The organism is Acinetobacter sp. ESBL14 (genome assembly GCF_036668815.1).
GTDB lineage: Bacteria > Pseudomonadota > Gammaproteobacteria > Pseudomonadales > Moraxellaceae > Acinetobacter > Acinetobacter gyllenbergii.
The window spans coordinates 513,591-530,938 of record NZ_JAZEVS010000001.1; the positions used below are offsets into that span (position 1 = coordinate 513,591).

16 protein-coding genes are annotated in these 17,348 nt (G+C 41.0%); 13 read left to right on the forward strand and 3 right to left on the reverse strand.

Annotated features, from left to right (window positions below; all coding sequences use genetic code 11):
- The first annotated feature begins 7 nt into the window (after positions 1-7).
- The 12 genes from tssF to V6E90_RS02530 all read left to right on the forward strand — a co-directional run bounded on the left by tssF (position 8) and on the right by V6E90_RS02530 (position 13,549).
- Entirely contained in the window at positions 8-1,816 is a 1,809-nt protein-coding gene (gene tssF, locus V6E90_RS02475; protein ID WP_016541776.1) for a type VI secretion system baseplate subunit TssF, read from the forward strand.
- Positions 1,780-2,775, forward strand: coding sequence for a type VI secretion system baseplate subunit TssG (tssG, locus tag V6E90_RS02480; protein WP_332604429.1), 996 nt, complete (start codon positions 1,780-1,782; stop codon positions 2,773-2,775). Before tssF ends, tssG begins: the two co-directional genes overlap by 37 nt.
- Complete coding sequence (locus V6E90_RS02485) at positions 2,775-4,199, forward strand: hypothetical protein (protein WP_016541774.1); 1,425 nt, start codon at positions 2,775-2,777, stop codon at positions 4,197-4,199. The genes tssG and V6E90_RS02485 overlap by 1 nt, the downstream gene beginning before the upstream one ends.
- 28 nt (positions 4,200-4,227) lie before the next feature.
- Positions 4,228-8,049 (forward strand): type VI secretion system membrane subunit TssM, encoded by a 3,822-nt coding sequence (tssM, locus tag V6E90_RS02490; protein ID WP_332604430.1) that lies wholly within the window; start codon positions 4,228-4,230, stop codon positions 8,047-8,049.
- A 37-nt stretch (positions 8,050-8,086) separates the two neighbouring features.
- Positions 8,087-9,046, forward strand: a complete 960-nt coding sequence (gene tagF / locus V6E90_RS02495; RefSeq protein WP_016541772.1) for a type VI secretion system-associated protein TagF — start codon at positions 8,087-8,089, stop codon at positions 9,044-9,046.
- Positions 9,043-9,816, forward strand: a complete 774-nt coding sequence (locus tag V6E90_RS02500) for an OmpA family protein (RefSeq protein ID WP_332604431.1) — start codon at positions 9,043-9,045, stop codon at positions 9,814-9,816. The genes tagF and V6E90_RS02500 overlap by 4 nt, the downstream gene beginning before the upstream one ends.
- Before the next feature lie 33 nt (positions 9,817-9,849).
- Positions 9,850-10,113 (forward strand): PAAR domain-containing protein, encoded by a 264-nt coding sequence (locus tag V6E90_RS02505; protein WP_004654745.1) that lies wholly within the window; start codon positions 9,850-9,852, stop codon positions 10,111-10,113.
- 122 nt (positions 10,114-10,235) lie between these two features.
- Positions 10,236-10,736 (forward strand): hypothetical protein, encoded by a 501-nt coding sequence (locus V6E90_RS02510; protein ID WP_065342502.1) that lies wholly within the window; start codon positions 10,236-10,238, stop codon positions 10,734-10,736.
- Between the two features lie 160 nt (positions 10,737-10,896).
- The gene (locus tag V6E90_RS02515) at positions 10,897-11,343 is read left to right on the forward strand and encodes a hypothetical protein (protein WP_023270367.1); all 447 of its coding nucleotides are present in this window, start codon (positions 10,897-10,899) and stop codon (positions 11,341-11,343) included.
- A gap of 121 nt (positions 11,344-11,464) precedes the next feature.
- The gene (gene modA, locus V6E90_RS02520) at positions 11,465-12,235 is read left to right on the forward strand and encodes a molybdate ABC transporter substrate-binding protein (RefSeq protein WP_332604432.1); all 771 of its coding nucleotides are present in this window, start codon (positions 11,465-11,467) and stop codon (positions 12,233-12,235) included.
- Positions 12,236-12,239: 4 nt separating this feature from the next.
- A complete protein-coding gene (gene modB, locus V6E90_RS02525) occupies positions 12,240-12,935 on the forward strand; it encodes a molybdate ABC transporter permease subunit (protein WP_004654738.1) in 696 nt (231 codons plus the stop codon).
- Positions 12,932-13,549, forward strand: coding sequence for an ATP-binding cassette domain-containing protein (locus V6E90_RS02530; protein WP_332604433.1), 618 nt, complete (start codon positions 12,932-12,934; stop codon positions 13,547-13,549). The genes modB and V6E90_RS02530 overlap by 4 nt, the downstream gene beginning before the upstream one ends.
- Here V6E90_RS02530 and V6E90_RS02535 read toward each other — a convergent pair.
- Positions 13,544-13,810: a metal/formaldehyde-sensitive transcriptional repressor gene (locus tag V6E90_RS02535; RefSeq protein ID WP_016651958.1), complete on the reverse strand. Its 267-nt coding sequence runs from the start codon at positions 13,808-13,810 to the stop codon at positions 13,544-13,546. The genes V6E90_RS02530 and V6E90_RS02535 overlap by 6 nt on opposite strands.
- Before the next feature lie 55 nt (positions 13,811-13,865).
- On the opposite strand from V6E90_RS02535, the gene dmeF reads away from it, so the two are divergent.
- Complete coding sequence (gene dmeF, locus V6E90_RS02540) at positions 13,866-14,813, forward strand: CDF family Co(II)/Ni(II) efflux transporter DmeF (RefSeq protein WP_332604434.1); 948 nt, start codon at positions 13,866-13,868, stop codon at positions 14,811-14,813.
- 46 nt (positions 14,814-14,859) lie between these two features.
- On the opposite strand, the gene chrA is transcribed toward dmeF, so the two are convergent.
- Both chrA and V6E90_RS02550 read right to left on the reverse strand, forming a co-directional pair.
- Complete coding sequence (chrA, locus tag V6E90_RS02545) at positions 14,860-16,203, reverse strand: chromate efflux transporter (protein WP_332604435.1); 1,344 nt, start codon at positions 16,201-16,203, stop codon at positions 14,860-14,862.
- 117 nt (positions 16,204-16,320) lie between these two features.
- Entirely contained in the window at positions 16,321-17,277 is a 957-nt protein-coding gene (locus tag V6E90_RS02550; protein WP_332604436.1) for a LysR family transcriptional regulator, read from the reverse strand.
- Positions 17,278-17,348 lie beyond the last annotated feature (71 nt).

Genomic DNA, 17,348 nt, shown 5'->3' on the forward strand with positions numbered 1-17,348 from the left:
GCGAACAGTGATAGAGCAACTTTTACCGTATTATGAAAAACAACTACAAGAATTCGGTCAACAATCTCGAGAGTTCGCGCAGAAATATCCGAAGATTGCGCAACGTCTATCGCTTAACCAAGAACAAATTGATGACCCGCATATTGAGCGCTTAATTCAGGCCTTTTCATTGATTGCAGCGCGTATTGATAAAAAGTTAGCTGATAGCTATGAGCTATTTACCCATTCTTTATTTGAGGTGATGTTTCCTCAATATTTACGCCATTTTCCTGCTTGCACTGTGGTTAGTTTTGAAGATAGCAATAAACTTAAACAATTAACTGCAGCACATTTGATTCCGCAAAAAACAGCCTTGAAGTCACGTAGTTTTAAAGGTGTGCAATGTGAGTTTAATACCAGCAATGAGGTTCGATTATTACCAATTGAATTGACGCATTTGGAGTTTCAAACCTCACCGAGCACACATATGCATTTGAATCAAAATGCGACCTTAAGTTTGAAATTTGAAATCTTTAATGATGCCCAACAATGGATCTTGGACGAAAAATTACCGATCTATTTAGATGCAATTTCAAATTTTCCATTGCAAGTTTTGGATAGTATTTTTCGTAAAGATACAGGTTTTGCAATTCGGGTTGGGCAGCGCGTCATCGAGGTGAGTAATCCTTTTGAGGTGATGGGTTTTAGCGAGCAAGAAAGTTTATTGCCGATTGATCAGCATACCCACCACGCTTATCGCTTATTGATGGAGTATTTTTGCTTCCCTGAAAAGTTTAATTATCTGAATCTTGATTTAAGTGTGCTCAAGGGATTATTACAGCAGCACAATAGCTTTGAAATTTTGATCCATCTCAAACTCAATTTGAATGATCAGGCAGTGGTTCGTAATTATTCAGAACTTAATATCGCCAATTTTAAATTATTTACCACACCGGCAATTAATTTGTTTGAAAAGCAGGCTGAACCGCAAAAAATTTCACATACGCAACTACAATATCCATTGGTCACGGATGCGCATCATCCTGAGTTGTATCAAGTCTATTCTATCCTTGAGATGAATATGGTACGTGAAAAGACCAATCAGGAACAAACCCATCTCCCTGTATTGCCATTTTTTGCAATGAGTCATTATCACAATGATAAGGTTCAATTTTTCTATTCTTTAAATTATCTGCCTTCGCAGACCAAAATCATGCAAATGGGTTATTCGATTGTTTCCAAACATTTGAAACCTTATGAAATCAAATCAGATTTTATTAGTACACGTTTACTCTGCTCCAATGGTGATTTGCCGCATGAAGCATTAAGCCAGAGCAATAATATTCTGAATTTAAATGACAGTAGTCTGGCAAGACGTGCCTTGATTTTAAAGCGTCCGACATCGCCTTATCATTTTGATAAAAATAGCAACGAGCAATGGCGCATTATTTCTCATCTTTCGTTGAATACCTTGGCCTTAATGAAAGGGGATGCACTGAGTCATGTGAAGGAGCTTTTGGCTTTATATAACTTACCGCATTCTAAAGAAAATATTTTATTGATTGATGCTCTGAAACAGCTCAACTTCACAACCACCAATAAATTGATGAATGCAAAACCTTTTCCGATGTTCATTCGTGGGGTTAAGGCTGAGCTTTCAGTGAATAAGAGTGTTTTCCGTGGACATAGTCTCTATATTTTCAGCCAGTTATTAAGCCACATTTTTAATTTAAAAGTTCAAATTAATAGTTTTGTTGATGTGGTCGTCAAAGACAGTCTTAACCAGCAGGAGATATACCAATGCGTGCAGAACGTTGGTGGCAAGACTCTTCTGTAGTCGACCAAGTTTTTAAAAAGTCAGGTTCCTTTGAGTTTATTCAATCTACACGCTTGTTACGCCATCATCCACAGGCATCACAAGTAAAGCGTTGGTCTGAGGATTTTAAATTTGGCACCTCATTTAGTTTAAGCTTCCCTGCGACTGAGATTGAAGAACTCAGTTATCAAGATCAGCGTATTCATTTAACCAATCTGGTGGTCGGACTTACAGGGACACAAGGGGCACTGCCTTATACCTATACCAATAAATTAAAACAAAGTAGCCGACAGCAGCGACTCGAGATTAAAGAGTTTTTAGGTCTATTCAATCATAAGTTGACAGCCAAATATATCGATGCCAGCTTGGCGTATAATTTGGCAGTGCGTTATGAGATTGAACAAGACAATCATTATCTGGATATTTTGCATGCTTTAAATGGTTATATTCGCGCCCAGCATGAACAACAAGATCTAGATGAGTATTTTGCAGAATTTTCTGGTTTGATGCAGGGGCAAAACAATACCGCACATGCTTTAAAAACAGTGCTGTCATGTGTGTTTAATCAACAGGTTCAGATTCAAGAATTTGTTAAAGAAACCTTTCATCTGGCTGATGAGCAGAAGACCAGTTTAGGTGGTAGTAACCCAAGTCTACTGGGTGTAAATACCTTTTGTGGCGATACGGTTCAGCAAATTGACGGCAAAATCGAGATTCAAATTGGGCCATTACCGCGAGAACAGTATTTAGCTTTTCTGCCTGATCAGCCTTTAAATAAAAAGTTAAAACACCTGATTCAAACTTGGTGCAGTCCAACACTGTTTATTGATGTACGTTTGATTTTGGATAAATGTGACATCAATCCAATCTGTTTAAATTCTGAGCATCAGGTAGGTCTGGGCCAAGGGGCATTTTTAATGCCATCCGAACAATTACAACATAACACGGAAACACGTTATGCACTTTTAGGAGCCGCATAATGGTGAAGAAAATTTTAGCGACACTCATCAGTTGCTTTATCCTGGTCGGCTTGGTGGTGGTTTATTACTGGCGTGATATTCAATATCAGCCCGAATCTGCCGATTTAATTAATTATTTCCTGATCCTACCAGTCGTGATTACTTTGGTGTTACTGTCACCTTGGTTGATCTATAAAGCTTATCAACATTATAAAGAAAAAAAGCAACAAGCATTGCAAGCCCAACAAAATTCAGAGCAGAGTGCCACTGAGGCACAGCCAGTTGAGTTGGAGAGTAAATGGTTAAAGCTAAATCTCTATGCGGCAGGTGCATATAGTGCACTGGGTGAAAATGATGCGATTCTGGATGGAATCAAGCAGTTTACCAGTCCTCAGTTAGATCAGGATCTGGTGAATTTTCATGGTATTCCCATTCTTTCTTATCGCATTACAGACTTAGACCAACAAGTCCAAAGTGAGGATGATGAGGAGTTGCAGTTCTTGTCGGTTCGACAGCAACGTATCATGGCGCTAATCCACCATCAAATTGAACAGCACACAGAACTTTTAGCTTCGATTTCAGACCACTTAAAGCGGTCTAGTCTGTTTTATGAAAGCCAAAATTTGCATGAATACCGTATGCACCCTGCATGGATTGATCCAAGCTTTTCCGACGATGAAGCGCATGAATCCATTCAGGTCGAGCAGGTCTATCGTTTGGATAAACTAAATCTGCACATTTTATTGTCTGAAGACGTGGTGCATACCTGGAATGATTTGAGTAGCAATGAAAGTATTCAGGCCATTTTTTATGACCTTGGTATCATTCCACAAAAGTTCCATATTGAATATCACTATCTTAGCGCGGCATCGACTGAGCAACATCTGCTTGAGTTGCTTGAGCGGATTCAAAACCAAGCCCATGAAATTTCATTGATCATTGCGGCAGATTCAGAAATTGAACAAGAAATTATTGATGAAAAGTCTTGGGGAGCAAGCGCGTATATCCCTGCAGAATTTGTGAGCAGTAGTTGTTTGGCCAATCCTGCGGTTCAGCTAGAACAGTGGCAACCTGAAAAGACCTTTAAGTTGGTCAGCAACCAAAATAATATCGATCAAATTTTCAAAGAGCTGGGGATTGATGATTTACCGCAGTATCAGGCTGAAGAACCTTTTGTATTGGTAGTTGAGGATGGTGCTGATGTCAAGGTGGCCAAGAAATTGGAACAGTTTTTTAAGCAAAGTCCAGTCGAGGCGCACCATTATTTGTACTGCAAACCTATTTTTGGACACACCCAAAACGTGGCAAAACTGTTTGGATTAATGTTGGGGGCACATTTTTCTGAGTCACAGGTTGCCTTTGTTTATGGATCAAATTTACAAGCATTTATCCAAGCTGTTCCTGAGATCACACAAGATCAGGAAAGTGTAGCAATTGCTGATTAATTAACTTTATTAAGAATTCGAGAACTCAATGTATATCATTTTAGGTTATCTGTGGCAGTACATCACGAATCCTAAAGCTATTATTGCTTTATCCTTATTCGTGGCACTGATTTCTTCATACTCGTCTATTCCTCGGCATATCTTTTGGGCATTGGCAGCGACCTATGCATTGGGTTTAATCGTCTATGGTATCTATTGGCTGATTCAAAGAAAACGCCACGCTGAACAAGGTGAAGAACTGGCCAATGCGATTGAGAAAGACAGCCAAGCTGAATATGGTCAACACAAAGACAAAGCCGAGCTACAGTTAATTCAGCAGCAGATGAAAGAATCAATTCAATTGATTCGTAAATCTAAATTGGGTGATAAAAAGGGTAATGCCGCATTATATGAATTGCCTTGGTATATGGTGATTGGTAATCCTGCTGCGGGTAAAAGTTCTGCGATCTATAATTCTGGTTTGAAGTTTCCCTTTGAAGAAACCCATCAGAAAATGGTTTCAGCGGGTTTAAGTGGAACACGGAACTGTGACTGGTTCTTTTCTACCGAAGGCATTTTGCTGGATACCGCAGGGCGGTATTCAGTTTATTCCGAAGATCATTCTGAATGGTTGGGCTTTTTAAATATTTTAAAGAAAAACCGTTCTAAAGCCCCTGTCAATGGTTTGGTATTGATTGTTAGTATTGCCGAATTGATCAGCCAGAGTCCTGAGAACTCAATAAAATTAGCCAAAAATCTACGCGCTCGAATTCAAGATCTAACTGAAAAACTTGAGGTCGTGGTTCCTGTTTATTTGGTCTTTTCTAAAATGGACTTGATTGCAGGTTTTACGGAGTTTTTTGATTGCTATGAGTCGCAAGAATATAATCAGGCGTGGGGTGCAACTTTACCTTATGAGCAGAACTCGTCTCAGAATGCGGTAGAATTATTCGAAAAACATTACAGCATTCTTTATGACGGTTTAAAGAGTGTCAGTACCACGCATTTAAGTCGTCGCCATTCGCAAAATATTTCGCCGAGTGTCATGACTTTTCCATTGGAATTCAAAACGCTCAAACCCGCGTTAAAAAGTTTTGTCGGCACATTATTTGAAGATAATCCATACCAGTTCCAACCGATTTTCCGTGGTTTCTATTTTACCAGTGCCTTACAAGAAGGCACGATTGAAAGCCCAATGACGGAAAACATTGCTCAAGAGTTTCAACTGCAGCAAGTTCAGGGCAATGGTCAAGATGGTGTAAATGCTTCGCTTGCGCCAAATCATGGTTATTTTTTACAGGGTCTATTCTCTAATGTGATTTTACGAGATAAAGATCTGGTGAAACAGCACATCAATCCTGCAAAAAAACGCCAGCGTTATATCGGATTTATTGCTGCATTGGTTGGGGTTTCTTTAGTATTGGGTGTCTGGGTCTGGTCATATCGCAATAATCAGCAACTGATTGCGGATGTACAGGCTGACTTAGATAAAGTGGTGCACTTGGAAAAAACGTCTGGGCAGCAATTATCGACTCAACTTGAAGCCTTATTGATTCTGCAAGAACGCTTGCAACAGCTGGACGAGTTTGATGATCATCGTCCGCTTAAATTCAGTTTTGGTCTTTACCAAGGTAATCAATTGCGTGAGAGCTTAAAAGCGGAGTATTTGAAAGGGATCAAGCAAATTGTTTTAACCCCAACACAGCAAAATATTGCGCAATATTTACAGCGTGTTAAAAATAACGAGGCGACTTTAAAAGCCAATCATGTCAATGTCGAAATCAAACAAGTTGCAAAAACACAGCAGTATTTAGAGCCTTCGGATAGCAATCCACAAGATGCTTATAATGCATTAAAAGCCTATTTGATGATGAGTAACCATGAATATATGGATACCAGTCATTTAAGTGACCAAGTATCTCGCTTCTGGCGCTCTTGGCTGGATGCCAATCGTGGACAAATGCCGCGTGGTGAAATGATTCAGGATGCAGAGAAGATCCTCTCTTACGCCATGACTTTGGCTAATCAAGACGGCTTCCCAGTACTTGAAACAGATGCACAAGTGGTCGATCAAACCCGTCAAGTTTTATTGTCAGTGATTCGTGGGATGCCAGCACGTGACCGTGTCTATAACGAAATTAAGATGCGTGCAGCGGTACGCTTCCCAGCAATCACGGTTGGGCAAATTGTGGGTGAACAAAACCGTGCCATTGTCCTGGGTAGCTATGCATTACCAGGTGTGTTTACGCAAAAGGCATGGGATGAGTATGTTGAAAAGGCAATTGATGAAGCTGCGAATAAGCCAACAGACAGCAAAGATTGGGTGTTAAATAGCCGTCAATCGGATGATTTAACCTTCTCTGGTAGTCCAGAACAAATCCGCAAACAATTGGTCGCGCTGTATAAGCAAGAATACGTAATGGAATGGAAAAAATTCCTGAACGGTATTTATTATGCCAAAGCAGATCAGTTTGCTCAGCAAGTAAAGAGTATCGATGTTTTAGGTGAGCCACAGAATTCACCCATTCGTACATTGTTACAACGTATTGCAATTGAAACCAACTGGGATAATCCAATTGTACAGGCTGAACTTGCCGTTCCTGAAAAAGGTTTTGTTGCTTGGTTTAAGCGCAAAGTCTTGAACAATTCAGATGATAGAGCAGCGGCTCAAGCGATGGACCGTGCACAAGGTGCAATTTCGCAAGAATATCAAATGTTCTATCAATTGGTACGTAAGCGTGATGATTTACAAGATAAGTCATTATTCGATGAGTACATGAACAATCTTGCGCAAGTACGTAGTAAGTTCAATGATCTGAAAACAGCAGGTGAAATTGGTCCAAGTGCAATGGCATTGGTGAAACAGACCATCAATGATCAAACTTCAGTCTTTAATACCACACAGAAATATGTGGATGAGAAGATGATGGTGGGGCTGAAAGACACCGATCAACAGTTATTACAAAAATTGCTGATGACGCCACTAACGCAATCATTTGCCAGCTTGATTGTGCCGACCCAAGATGAGTTGAATAAATTGTGGGGTATTCAAGCGTACCAGCCATTTAAAACCAATTTAAGTCAGAAATATCCATTTAATTCGGGCGTGACTTTACAAGCCACCAGTAATGAAATTGGTCAAATCTTTGGTGAGACGGGTAGTATTGCACGTTTTGTCAAAGAAGCATTAGATCCATTTGTGATCCGCCGTGGTTATGTCTTGACCTCGAAAACATGGAAAGACTTAGGCATTAGCCTAAATCCACAATTTGTGGTGGCGTTCCAGCAATATGTGGCGCCGATCAATGGCATGGCGACAGGTAGTCTAGATCAACCTGCAGCTGCACCTGTATCGAATCAATCAAACTTCCAGTTCTATCCATTACCAAATCCGCAATACTTATCGTATACCATTGATATTGATGGTCAGCGAATGGTGTTTGAAAATGGAATTCAACAATGGGTGAACTTTGTTTGGCCAAATCAGGGAGCAGTCCCTGGTGCCCGAATCACTGCAGTTGATTTGGAAGGTAAAACCCATACGATTTTTGAAGAACCTGGTGAATATGGGATTAACCGTTTGATCGATGCGGCGCAGCGTAAAGAGCAAAATGGTAGTTTTGAAATGACATGGACCAGCAAAACTGAACCATCTTTAACGCTGAAAGTAAACTTCCGACTCATTAGCGGTAATAGCTCGGGCAGTATTGGCTCTAGCCGTGGTTATGCAGGCTTACAACTGGTGGATAAAGTAGTGACAGAGAAAGCTGTACGTGTGGTCTCTGCGCAAGCAACCCCTGCCGGGGCTGCCACAGCTGTCGCACCAAAGCCGCAAACCACAGCACCTGCCCAGTCAGGAGTAACGCCGTAATGTTAGGGATGATCAGGGAACAGCCGGAGGTGCTTGGATGCAACAAGTAAAAACGACAGCTTTGTACTACGGAAAGACACCCGCTCGTGGTGACTTTCTGAAATCCAAAGGACAATACGCATTAATCCAAGTGCTGGATCAGTGGATTACTGAAGCACTTGAACATGCCATGCGCGTCCCTGAGTTTAAGCAGCGTTACGAGTCTTTGCCTTCTTTGGATTTTTTTATTGCTAATCCTGCCGAGTCGATGTTTTTAGCTGCAAACTTGATTACTAGTCAAGACAGCTCGGGTCGTGCATTTCCGATGGTACTGAGTCAATTGCTTGAAGTTGAGCAGCCTTATCAAAATTTATTATTGGCGCCGTTTTACTACAAGTCAGTTTTGGTCGATTTATTCCAGCGCAATCGCGTATTACGCAGTATTCGTGATACCAATATTATGCTGGAGAAGCTCAATAACCTACCGAATGTGGTTCAGATTTTCACTGCTGAAGAATGCAATGGTTTTTATGAAAATCACACTATGCATTCCTTTGCCCAATTAATGAAAATCAATGTCTATGAATTGGCACAGAGCATGATCGGATTAGGACTTTTACTGCAACCGATCTTAAAAAATGGTACCAGTCGTTTAAATAAGGTGCTGATCTTACCGATCAATAACGCGATGTACTGCTATGAAATCGCAGCGTTTTGGGTTGGGATGATTGGACGCTTCTTAGGTATCAATAATACCGAAATCCTGATTGGCATCTTGCATCGTGAGGAGCCAATTTTATTCATTGGTTTCCAAGGTGCCGATATCATGGCGCTCAGCGATATTTTTACCCAAAACATGCAGAGCGAGCATTGGGTGTCCTTAATCCAAGCACAATGGATTGATGCCTATCTAGAGCAGAATGCAGGCCTTGCCACACTCGAACAATCACTTTGTCAGCGTCAGTTGAGCCTTAACCAAGGTTTGAAGCTGTTCAGACAAACTTTTTTAGATGAATGAATATGAGAAATAATCCGAAATCTATCTGTGCAAGTTTACTGTTTGGCTTATGTATTTTAGGTCAAAGCCATTTGCTTCATGCTGCACCGATTGTAGTGGAGGGTGTGGTTCCTAATGAGGAGAGTAAGCAGGCGATCTTGGTCAAGATGCAGTCTGTTTATGGTGCAGATCAAGTCGTGGACAAAATTCAGGTACGTCCAGTGTCTGCGCCGAGTGGTTGGAGTGATTCAGTGACTCGTGTCATCACTCCTGATCTAAAAAAGATTTCACAAGGTCAGTTACGAGTTAGAGGAACTCAGGTTGATTTAACTGGTAAAATGACCGACCCAAATCAAATTCAACCGACCACCAACAGTTTTCAGGCTTTGGTCCAACAACCATATCGATTTAATGCACAACTTTCAGTGAATCAGGCCGAGCAAAAAGTCATTGATGATGCTTTGAAGAACCGAATCATTGAATTTGAATCGGGGAGTGCAATCTTGACTGCGGCAGGACAACAGATTCTGGATGAAATGGCAGTGGCGTTAAATAAGGTTGGCGGCAAGAAAGTCAAAATTATTGGCCATACCGATAGCTCTGGTGATGCCAACAAGAATACGGTGTTAAGTCAGCAACGTGCTGCAGCGGTACAAAGTTATCTGGTAGGTAAAAGTATTGCGGCGGACCGTTTAAGCACTGAAGGTAAGGGTTCTAGTCAGCCAGTTGCTGATAATGCAACAGCAGATGGTCGTAAGAAAAATCGTCGTATTGAATTTGAAGTACTTTAATTATTCATAAATCCAAATGTGAGGGATGGGATTATGGCAACACCCTATATCGTTGTTGGTTGCCCAACCACAGGTGGTGGGCAGGTCATCAGTGGAAATAGCAGCTTTCTCATAGAAGGCATTCCGATTGCTTGTGTTGGGGATAAGGCAACTTGCCCAAAACATAAAACGGTGGCGACGATTGTCGCTGGTGATCCGAATATGCAGGTCATGGGTAAAGCGGCTGCTAGAGTGAATGACCCACTTTCTTGCGGATGTAAATTATTGCCGAAACAGAATTTAGCCGTTAGAGGTTAAAGAATGTTAAAGTCCTTTGATTCAGCAAAGGGCTTCATTTTTTTCTGATCACTGATTTCGAAAATTGGTTGAAGGAACAGATTTTTGATCAAATAATAGATAGAGCATGAATAGATCGAAGGATGTTCCGCATTTCATTTTGGGATGAGATTTTGGTGGTGTTAAAACAAATTTCTATGCTCTTAGTACTTGTTTTTCTTTTAGGTTGTAAAGAGAAGCAGGTTGAAGATTTTAAGTATGAGGTTTCAGGTCATCAGCTTTGTGCTGTCAAAACAAATGACATTAACACCGCGAGTGAGTTTGGCTTATTTGATAGCTCATTTCACTCTCAAGGAAATTCATTTGATGAACAAATGTCTGTTGAAATCTATCACGAAAGTTTAGATAACTTATCCAATAAAGAAAGTCGGCATATTTTCTGTTTTGACACTTCAAAATTAAAAGATGGAGCTTTAGAGACACAAATTAGATTAGAAATTAAAAAAGGGAAATATCTTCGACAGTATGAATTTATCAATTATTCATGTCTATCAAGCTTTGGTTCAGAGCTAAACCTATCAAAAGATCAAGTTGTTCAAGTGTGTAGTTCAAAAGGAACAGTATTCACAAATAATAGAGGTTAATTTGCTTTAGTTATGAAGTGTTTTACAGGATTTTTAGGGTATATGCTTTATTTGCAAAGATTTTGTTTGGCTTAGATAGAGAGTGAAGTCGTCTCATCGGCAGCGTCGCTAGTTCAGAGATGTATTTATGTAATTATTACGCACTAAAGGGATTTAAAAAATGGAAAAAAGCATTTTATTTTTTTCTCTCGTTGTTATCGTGCTAGTTACGCCAGCCTGTACAAAGCATACCCTATATTTGACCCCTGAAGTTGTAGGTTATATCTATGATCGTAAGACTAAGCAACCATTGGTCAAACAAGGTGGTGAAATGGGCTTTAATGGACAAACGAGTGACAAAGATGCACAAATAGAATTAAAAGCTGATGGCCATTTTACAATTCCTTCTGTTAGAAAAACATATTTTTTTATTAAACCGAATACGCGGAAATATAGTCATCTCCCTGCTGAAATTTTTATAAGTTTTAAAGGTTATGATTCTAAAATTATTGATTATTCAAATGTATACGCAGAACAAGTTCCAGAATTGAAATCTAATTTTAGTTATTCCAAAAAGATTGATTTGGGTATTATCTATCTGGATCCGGAAATGATCTCAATGAAATAAGTTTGCTCAGACATTTACAACTGTCTATATAAAGATAACAAGACTAGCGAATTGTTATTTTTAGTGTATCTTTATTAAGCGATATATTTTTAAAAACATATCGAAATTTGAGGACAAAACAATGCCAACAACGATGAAAAGAACTTATCTCTGTGCTGCCGCTTTCGGGGCGAGTTTATTGATTCAGACCCATGCAGTAGCCGCAGATGCGATTACTGTTTACGCCGCTGCAAGCTTAACCAATGCAGTGAATGAACTCGATACAATCTATGAGCAGAAAAATAAAACAGAGGTTAAAACTTCCTATGCAGGGTCTTCAACCTTAGCCAAGCAAATTGAGGCAGGTGCACCTGCTGATGTGTTTATCTCGGCTGATGTACAATGGATGGACTATTTACAGAATAAACAGCTGGTTGCAGCAGCAGATCGGATTAATTTATTGGGCAACCGCTTGGTTGTGATTACCCCCAAAGATCGCCCACTTAAATTAAAAATGGATAAAAGTTTTGATCCAAGTAAAGTCATCCAAGGCAAGCTATGTACAGGGGATACCAAAAGTGTGCCAGTCGGGAAATATGCTAAACAGGCGTTGACCTCACTAGGGTGGTGGGACAAAGTTCAACCACGATTGGTTGAAACAGAAGATGTTCGTGCCGCCTTAAACTTTGTAGCGCGTGGCGAATGTCAGGTCGGTATTGTCTATGCGACGGATGCTGCCATTAGCAAAGATGTAGTTGTGGCGGGTATCTTCCCAGAAAATACGTATCCACCAATTATTTATCCTGTAGGTTTAACCAAGAAGAATGCGGAATCGGTTAAATTCTATAATTTTTTACAAAGCGGACAGGCAAAAACGATATTTAAAAAATTTGGGTTTAGCGTGTTGCAGTAACTAAATGATGATCTTAAGCCCTGAAGAAATTGAAGTTCTCAAGCTGTCCTGCAAAGTGGCAGCAGCGTGTCTGGTGTTTAGCCTAATTCCTGCAACTTTGGTGGCTTGGGTATTGGCCCGCAAAGAGTTTTGGGGAAAATCGCTGTTTGAGACTTTGGTATTTTTACCTTTGGTTTTACCACCTGTGGTGCCTGGTTACTTACTGCTGCAGTTGTTTGGTAATCGGGGGCTATTGGGGCAATATCTTGCACCGCTCGGTTTAGAGTTTGCTTTTAACTGGAAAGGCGCGGTATTGGCGTCTGCGGTGATGGGCTTTCCTTTATTGGTACAATCGATTCGGCTGGCGATTGAACTGGTCGATCAACGCTTGGAGCTAGCAGCGAAAACCTTGGGTGCATCTTCCTTTGGGGCGTTTATGCAGGTGACATTACCGCTTGCCAGTAGTGGTATTTTGGTCGGTGCTATTTTATGTTTTTGCCGAAGTTTAGGTGAGTTTGGAGCAACGATTACCTTTGTGGGCAATATTGCTGGCGAAACCCGCACTTTACCGTTGGCAATGTATAGTTTGATGCAGCAACCCGATACCGAAGCCGCGGTATGGCGATTGATTATCCTGTCTTTATCGGTGGCGTTCTTTGCTTTGTGGTTTGCACAGTGGTTCAACCGTTATCAGAAAAATAAGCGTGGATATTCAACATGATTGATTGTCATATACAGTTACAACAAGGGCAATTTTATCTGGATCAACGCTTTCAATCTGATCAGTCGGTGATTGGTTTATTTGGGGCTTCGGGTTCAGGAAAAACTACGATTTTACATAGTATTGCGGGCTTAATTCGACCACAATCGGGATGGATTAAAATCCAGAACCAGACCTGGTTCGATCAAGGTCAGAAGATTTATCTTAGTACGCAACAGCGTCGTGTCGGTTTGGTGTTTCAGGACGCTCAACTGTTCCCCCATAAAAACGTCAAACAGAATTTAATGTTTGGTTTTAAGCATATTGCTCCACAACAACGTCAGTTTGAAGTGGACTATATTGTTGAATTGCTTAAATTGGGACATTTACTGGAACGTATGCCGATTAAGCTCTCTGGGGGAGAAAAACAACGGGTCGCCTTAGGACGAGCTTTGTTGTACTCGCCACAATTGTTACTTCTCGATGAGCCACTGTCTGCATTGGATATGGCGCATAAAGCTGAGATCATTCCTTTTTTTCAACGCGTTAAACAGGAGATCAAAATTCCGATTTTATACGTGAGTCATGATCATTCCGAGATTGAACAACTCACGGACGAAATCTGGTATTTATAGATAGCGTTGTAATAAGGTGAAAAACTTTTCTACTTCTTCTTCGTCCACATGATCAGCACCTTTTAATACATGTTCTTTTAGGTGTTGTTCGATCAATTGATTCATTAAACCATTTACCGCACCTTTGACTGCCGCAACCTGCTGTAGAACTTCTATGCAAGAACTTTCAGGATTTGTGAGCGATTTCTCGACTGCTGCGAACTGCCCTTGAATCCGTTTAAGACGATTTAAAATTTTCTTATCTTGATGGAGGTGAGACATACTTTTTTCCTAAAAAAATATATACTAGGGGGAGTATATTGGAAGATTAAAATAAATGCAGCATAGTAACCTAGAACGACGCCATTCTCACCAGTTTGATCAAGGAAATCCTTTGGCTCAAAAAAGAATTTTAATTGCCACCATTTTGACCGCTATGATGATGGTCTTGGAAATTCTAGGCGGCTGGTTTTTTAATTCGATGGCTTTGCTTGCTGATGGCTGGCACATGAGTTCGCATATGCTGGCCTTGGGACTGGCTTATTTTGCCTATCGTATGGCAAGACATTATGCGCAGGATCAACGCTTTAGCTTTGGTACATGGAAAATTGAAATCTTGGCGGGATACAGCAGTGCGATTTTACTGGTGGTGGTGGCACTGTTGATGGGGATTCAGTCACTCGAGCGTTTATTCAATCCTGTCACCATTCATTTTAATGAAGCGATTCCCATTGCGATTGTGGGGCTGATCGTCAATCTGATTTGTGCATGGTTGTTACATGATGGGGGACATGAGCATCATCACCATCATTCGCATCATCACCCTCATGATGATGCAGATCATCACGGCCATGACCATCATCATGATTTGAATCAAAAAGCAGCTTTTTTACATGTGGTTGCTGATGCTGTCACTTCGGTGCTCGCGATTATAGCCTTATTTGCGGCCAAATATTTTGGCTGGAATTTTCTGGATGCTTTGCTGGGGATTATCGGCGCATTGCTGGTTGCAAAATGGTCTTGGGGATTGATGCAGGAAACAGGAAAAACTTTATTGGATGCCGAAATGGGGCATCCTGTGGTTGAAGAAATACGTGAGGTGATTGCCCAGTTTTCACAGGTTGAAATTACCGATCTGCATGTATGGAAGGTCGGGAAAGGCAAGTTCTCTTGTATTTTAGGATTGGAAACCACCATGACTGATCTCAATCCTGATCAGGTTAAAGCGGAATTGGCGGTTCATGACGAAATTGTGCATGCTTCTGTGGAAATTCATCATATTTAATACTGAGGGACATCGAGTAGAGAGATGTTCTACTCGATGAATTGAATTAAGCACCGATATATAAGATGAGGCCGCAAAAGGCCGATGCAAAAATCACATACAATACGTTGAGCTGAAATTTGAATAAAGCAATCAGTGCGGCAATGGTAATAAAAGCCGCTTCATAATTAAAAGCATGATCAAAGCCCTTTGGCCAGAGCACATGATAACTAAAGAACAACGCCAGATTTAAAATCACCCCGACGACGGCGGCTGTAATGGCAGTGAGTGGCGCCGTAAATTTTAGTTCATTGTGCGTAGATTCAATAATTGGTGCGCCGGCTAAAATAAATACAAAGGAAAATAAAAAAGTAAACCACGTGACAATCACTGCACCCATTGCACCTGCTAAAAATAGCTGATCAGCCCCCAATAACGCATGGTTATAAGCCCCCAGAAAACCCACGAAAGCCACCACCATGATCAATGGGCCAGGAGTACTTTCACCGAGTGCTAATCCATCAATCATTTGTGTTGGACTCAGCCATGCATAATGATTAACTGCACCTTGATACACATAGGGCAGAACTGCATAAGCACCGCCAAAGGTGAGTAAGGCGGCTTTGCTAAAGAACCATGCCATTTGGGTATAGTCATTTTGCCAACCGAGGCTTAGGGTTAACAGTGTGATTGGAATCAACCAGAGTAAGGCTGCAATGACCACGATTTTAATAAGAGTTGACCAATGGAAAATTGCATGGGCAGGTGTTGGCGTATCATCATCAATTAGGGCGGTCCCATAACTTTTATGGCTGTTTTGATGGGTATTCTGAACCGTAAATAAATCTGATTTTTTCTTACTCAGTACATAGCCTAAAATAGCAGCTGCTAAAACAATGAAAGGAAAAGGGACGTTAAATACGAAGATGGCAATAAATGCAGTAGCAGCAATTCCCCATAGAAACGAATTCTTTAATGAGCGACTGCCAATCCGATAAGTCGCATGAAAGACAATCGCCGTGACCGCAGGTTTAATCCCATAAAACAGTCCAGCAATAATCGGCACATCCCCGAATTGCACGTAAATCCATGATAGCGCGATCAGGATAAACAGTGAGGGGAGAACAAACAGAATACCTGCCACAAGCCCGCCCATCGTTCGGTGCATGAGCCAACCAATATAGGTGGCGAGTTGTTGTGCCTCAGGACCGGGGAGTAGCATGCAGTAATTCAACGCATGTAAGAATCTTTTTTCAGAAATCCAACGTTTATTTTCTACCAGTTCTTGATGCATCACTGCAATTTGACCAGCAGGTCCGCCAAAGCTGATAAATCCCAATTTCAGCCAGAACAAAAAGGCTTGCCTGAACGGAATTGTTGGCGTTGGATTTGTAGGATCTGCTGATTGCATGATGTATTCCAAAGAGTTTTCTTTTTATTTCTAGATGATAAATAAAATTGAGTATTGAGTTTATAAATTTTAGTGAGTTAATAATTCAAAATGATGAAATTATTGAATTTAGATGAGTTAATCATTATTTTTTATTGGTGAGCTCTGTTGAACTAAAATCGGTTCTGCGGCTAATTTTTCTGCTAAATATTGAATGAATACACTCAATTTCGGTGGCACATGACGGGTAGGTGGATAGAGCAACCATGCGCCACCGCTATAGTGGGTTTTAAAATGCCAATCAGGTAAGACCTGAACAAGTGTGCCTTGCTCCAAAGCATGGCGTGCTACGAAGTACGGCAAACTGGCAATGCCTAAATGTTGTAAAGCGGCACTGAGGCGCACCCCAGTATGATTGGCAGCATAACGACCACGGACAGGCACCGTAATTGATTTCTGTTCTTGCTGGAATTTCCATTTCGAGTCATTCGGTTGTTCACCCAAATAGATACACTGATGCTGCTTTAAGTCGTGTGGATGCTGTGGTGTGCCATTCTTGTGTAAATATTCAGGTGTGGCACAGATCAAATGATCAATATCAATCAGTTTTCGCCCCATCAATCCACCTGGAGGTTGTTCGGTAATGCGAATCGCCAAATCGACACCATCATCAATCAAGTCAATATAGCGGTCTTCCAACAGCAGTTGGATATCAATTTTTGGATATAGGGCCAAGAATTCGGGCAGATGGGGATGCAGCATAAAATGCCCAACGGCTTTGGGCACGCTGATCCGAATAATGCCCTGTGGCTCAATATGAAACTGTCCTGAACTTTCCATCACCGCTTGTGCAGCATTGACCATGTCGACACAGCGTTCGTACACCTGTTGACCACTTTCACTTAAGCGCAATTTACGGGTGGTGCGATGCAATAAGCGTGTACCTAAAGCCCGTTCTAAACGGGCAATGGCGCGGCTCACGGCAGACGGGGTTGAACCGAGCTGCCGTGCTGTTTCAGAAAAGCTTTCCGTTTCGACAACTTTGACAAAGGTTGCCATTTCATTTAATAGAACCAGACTTTGATTTGTGCTCATCAAGCAAAAGTTATTTGGAATTTGATTGGATTATCGCGCTTTAAAAAGCGCAATACAATCTTTTTCCTGTA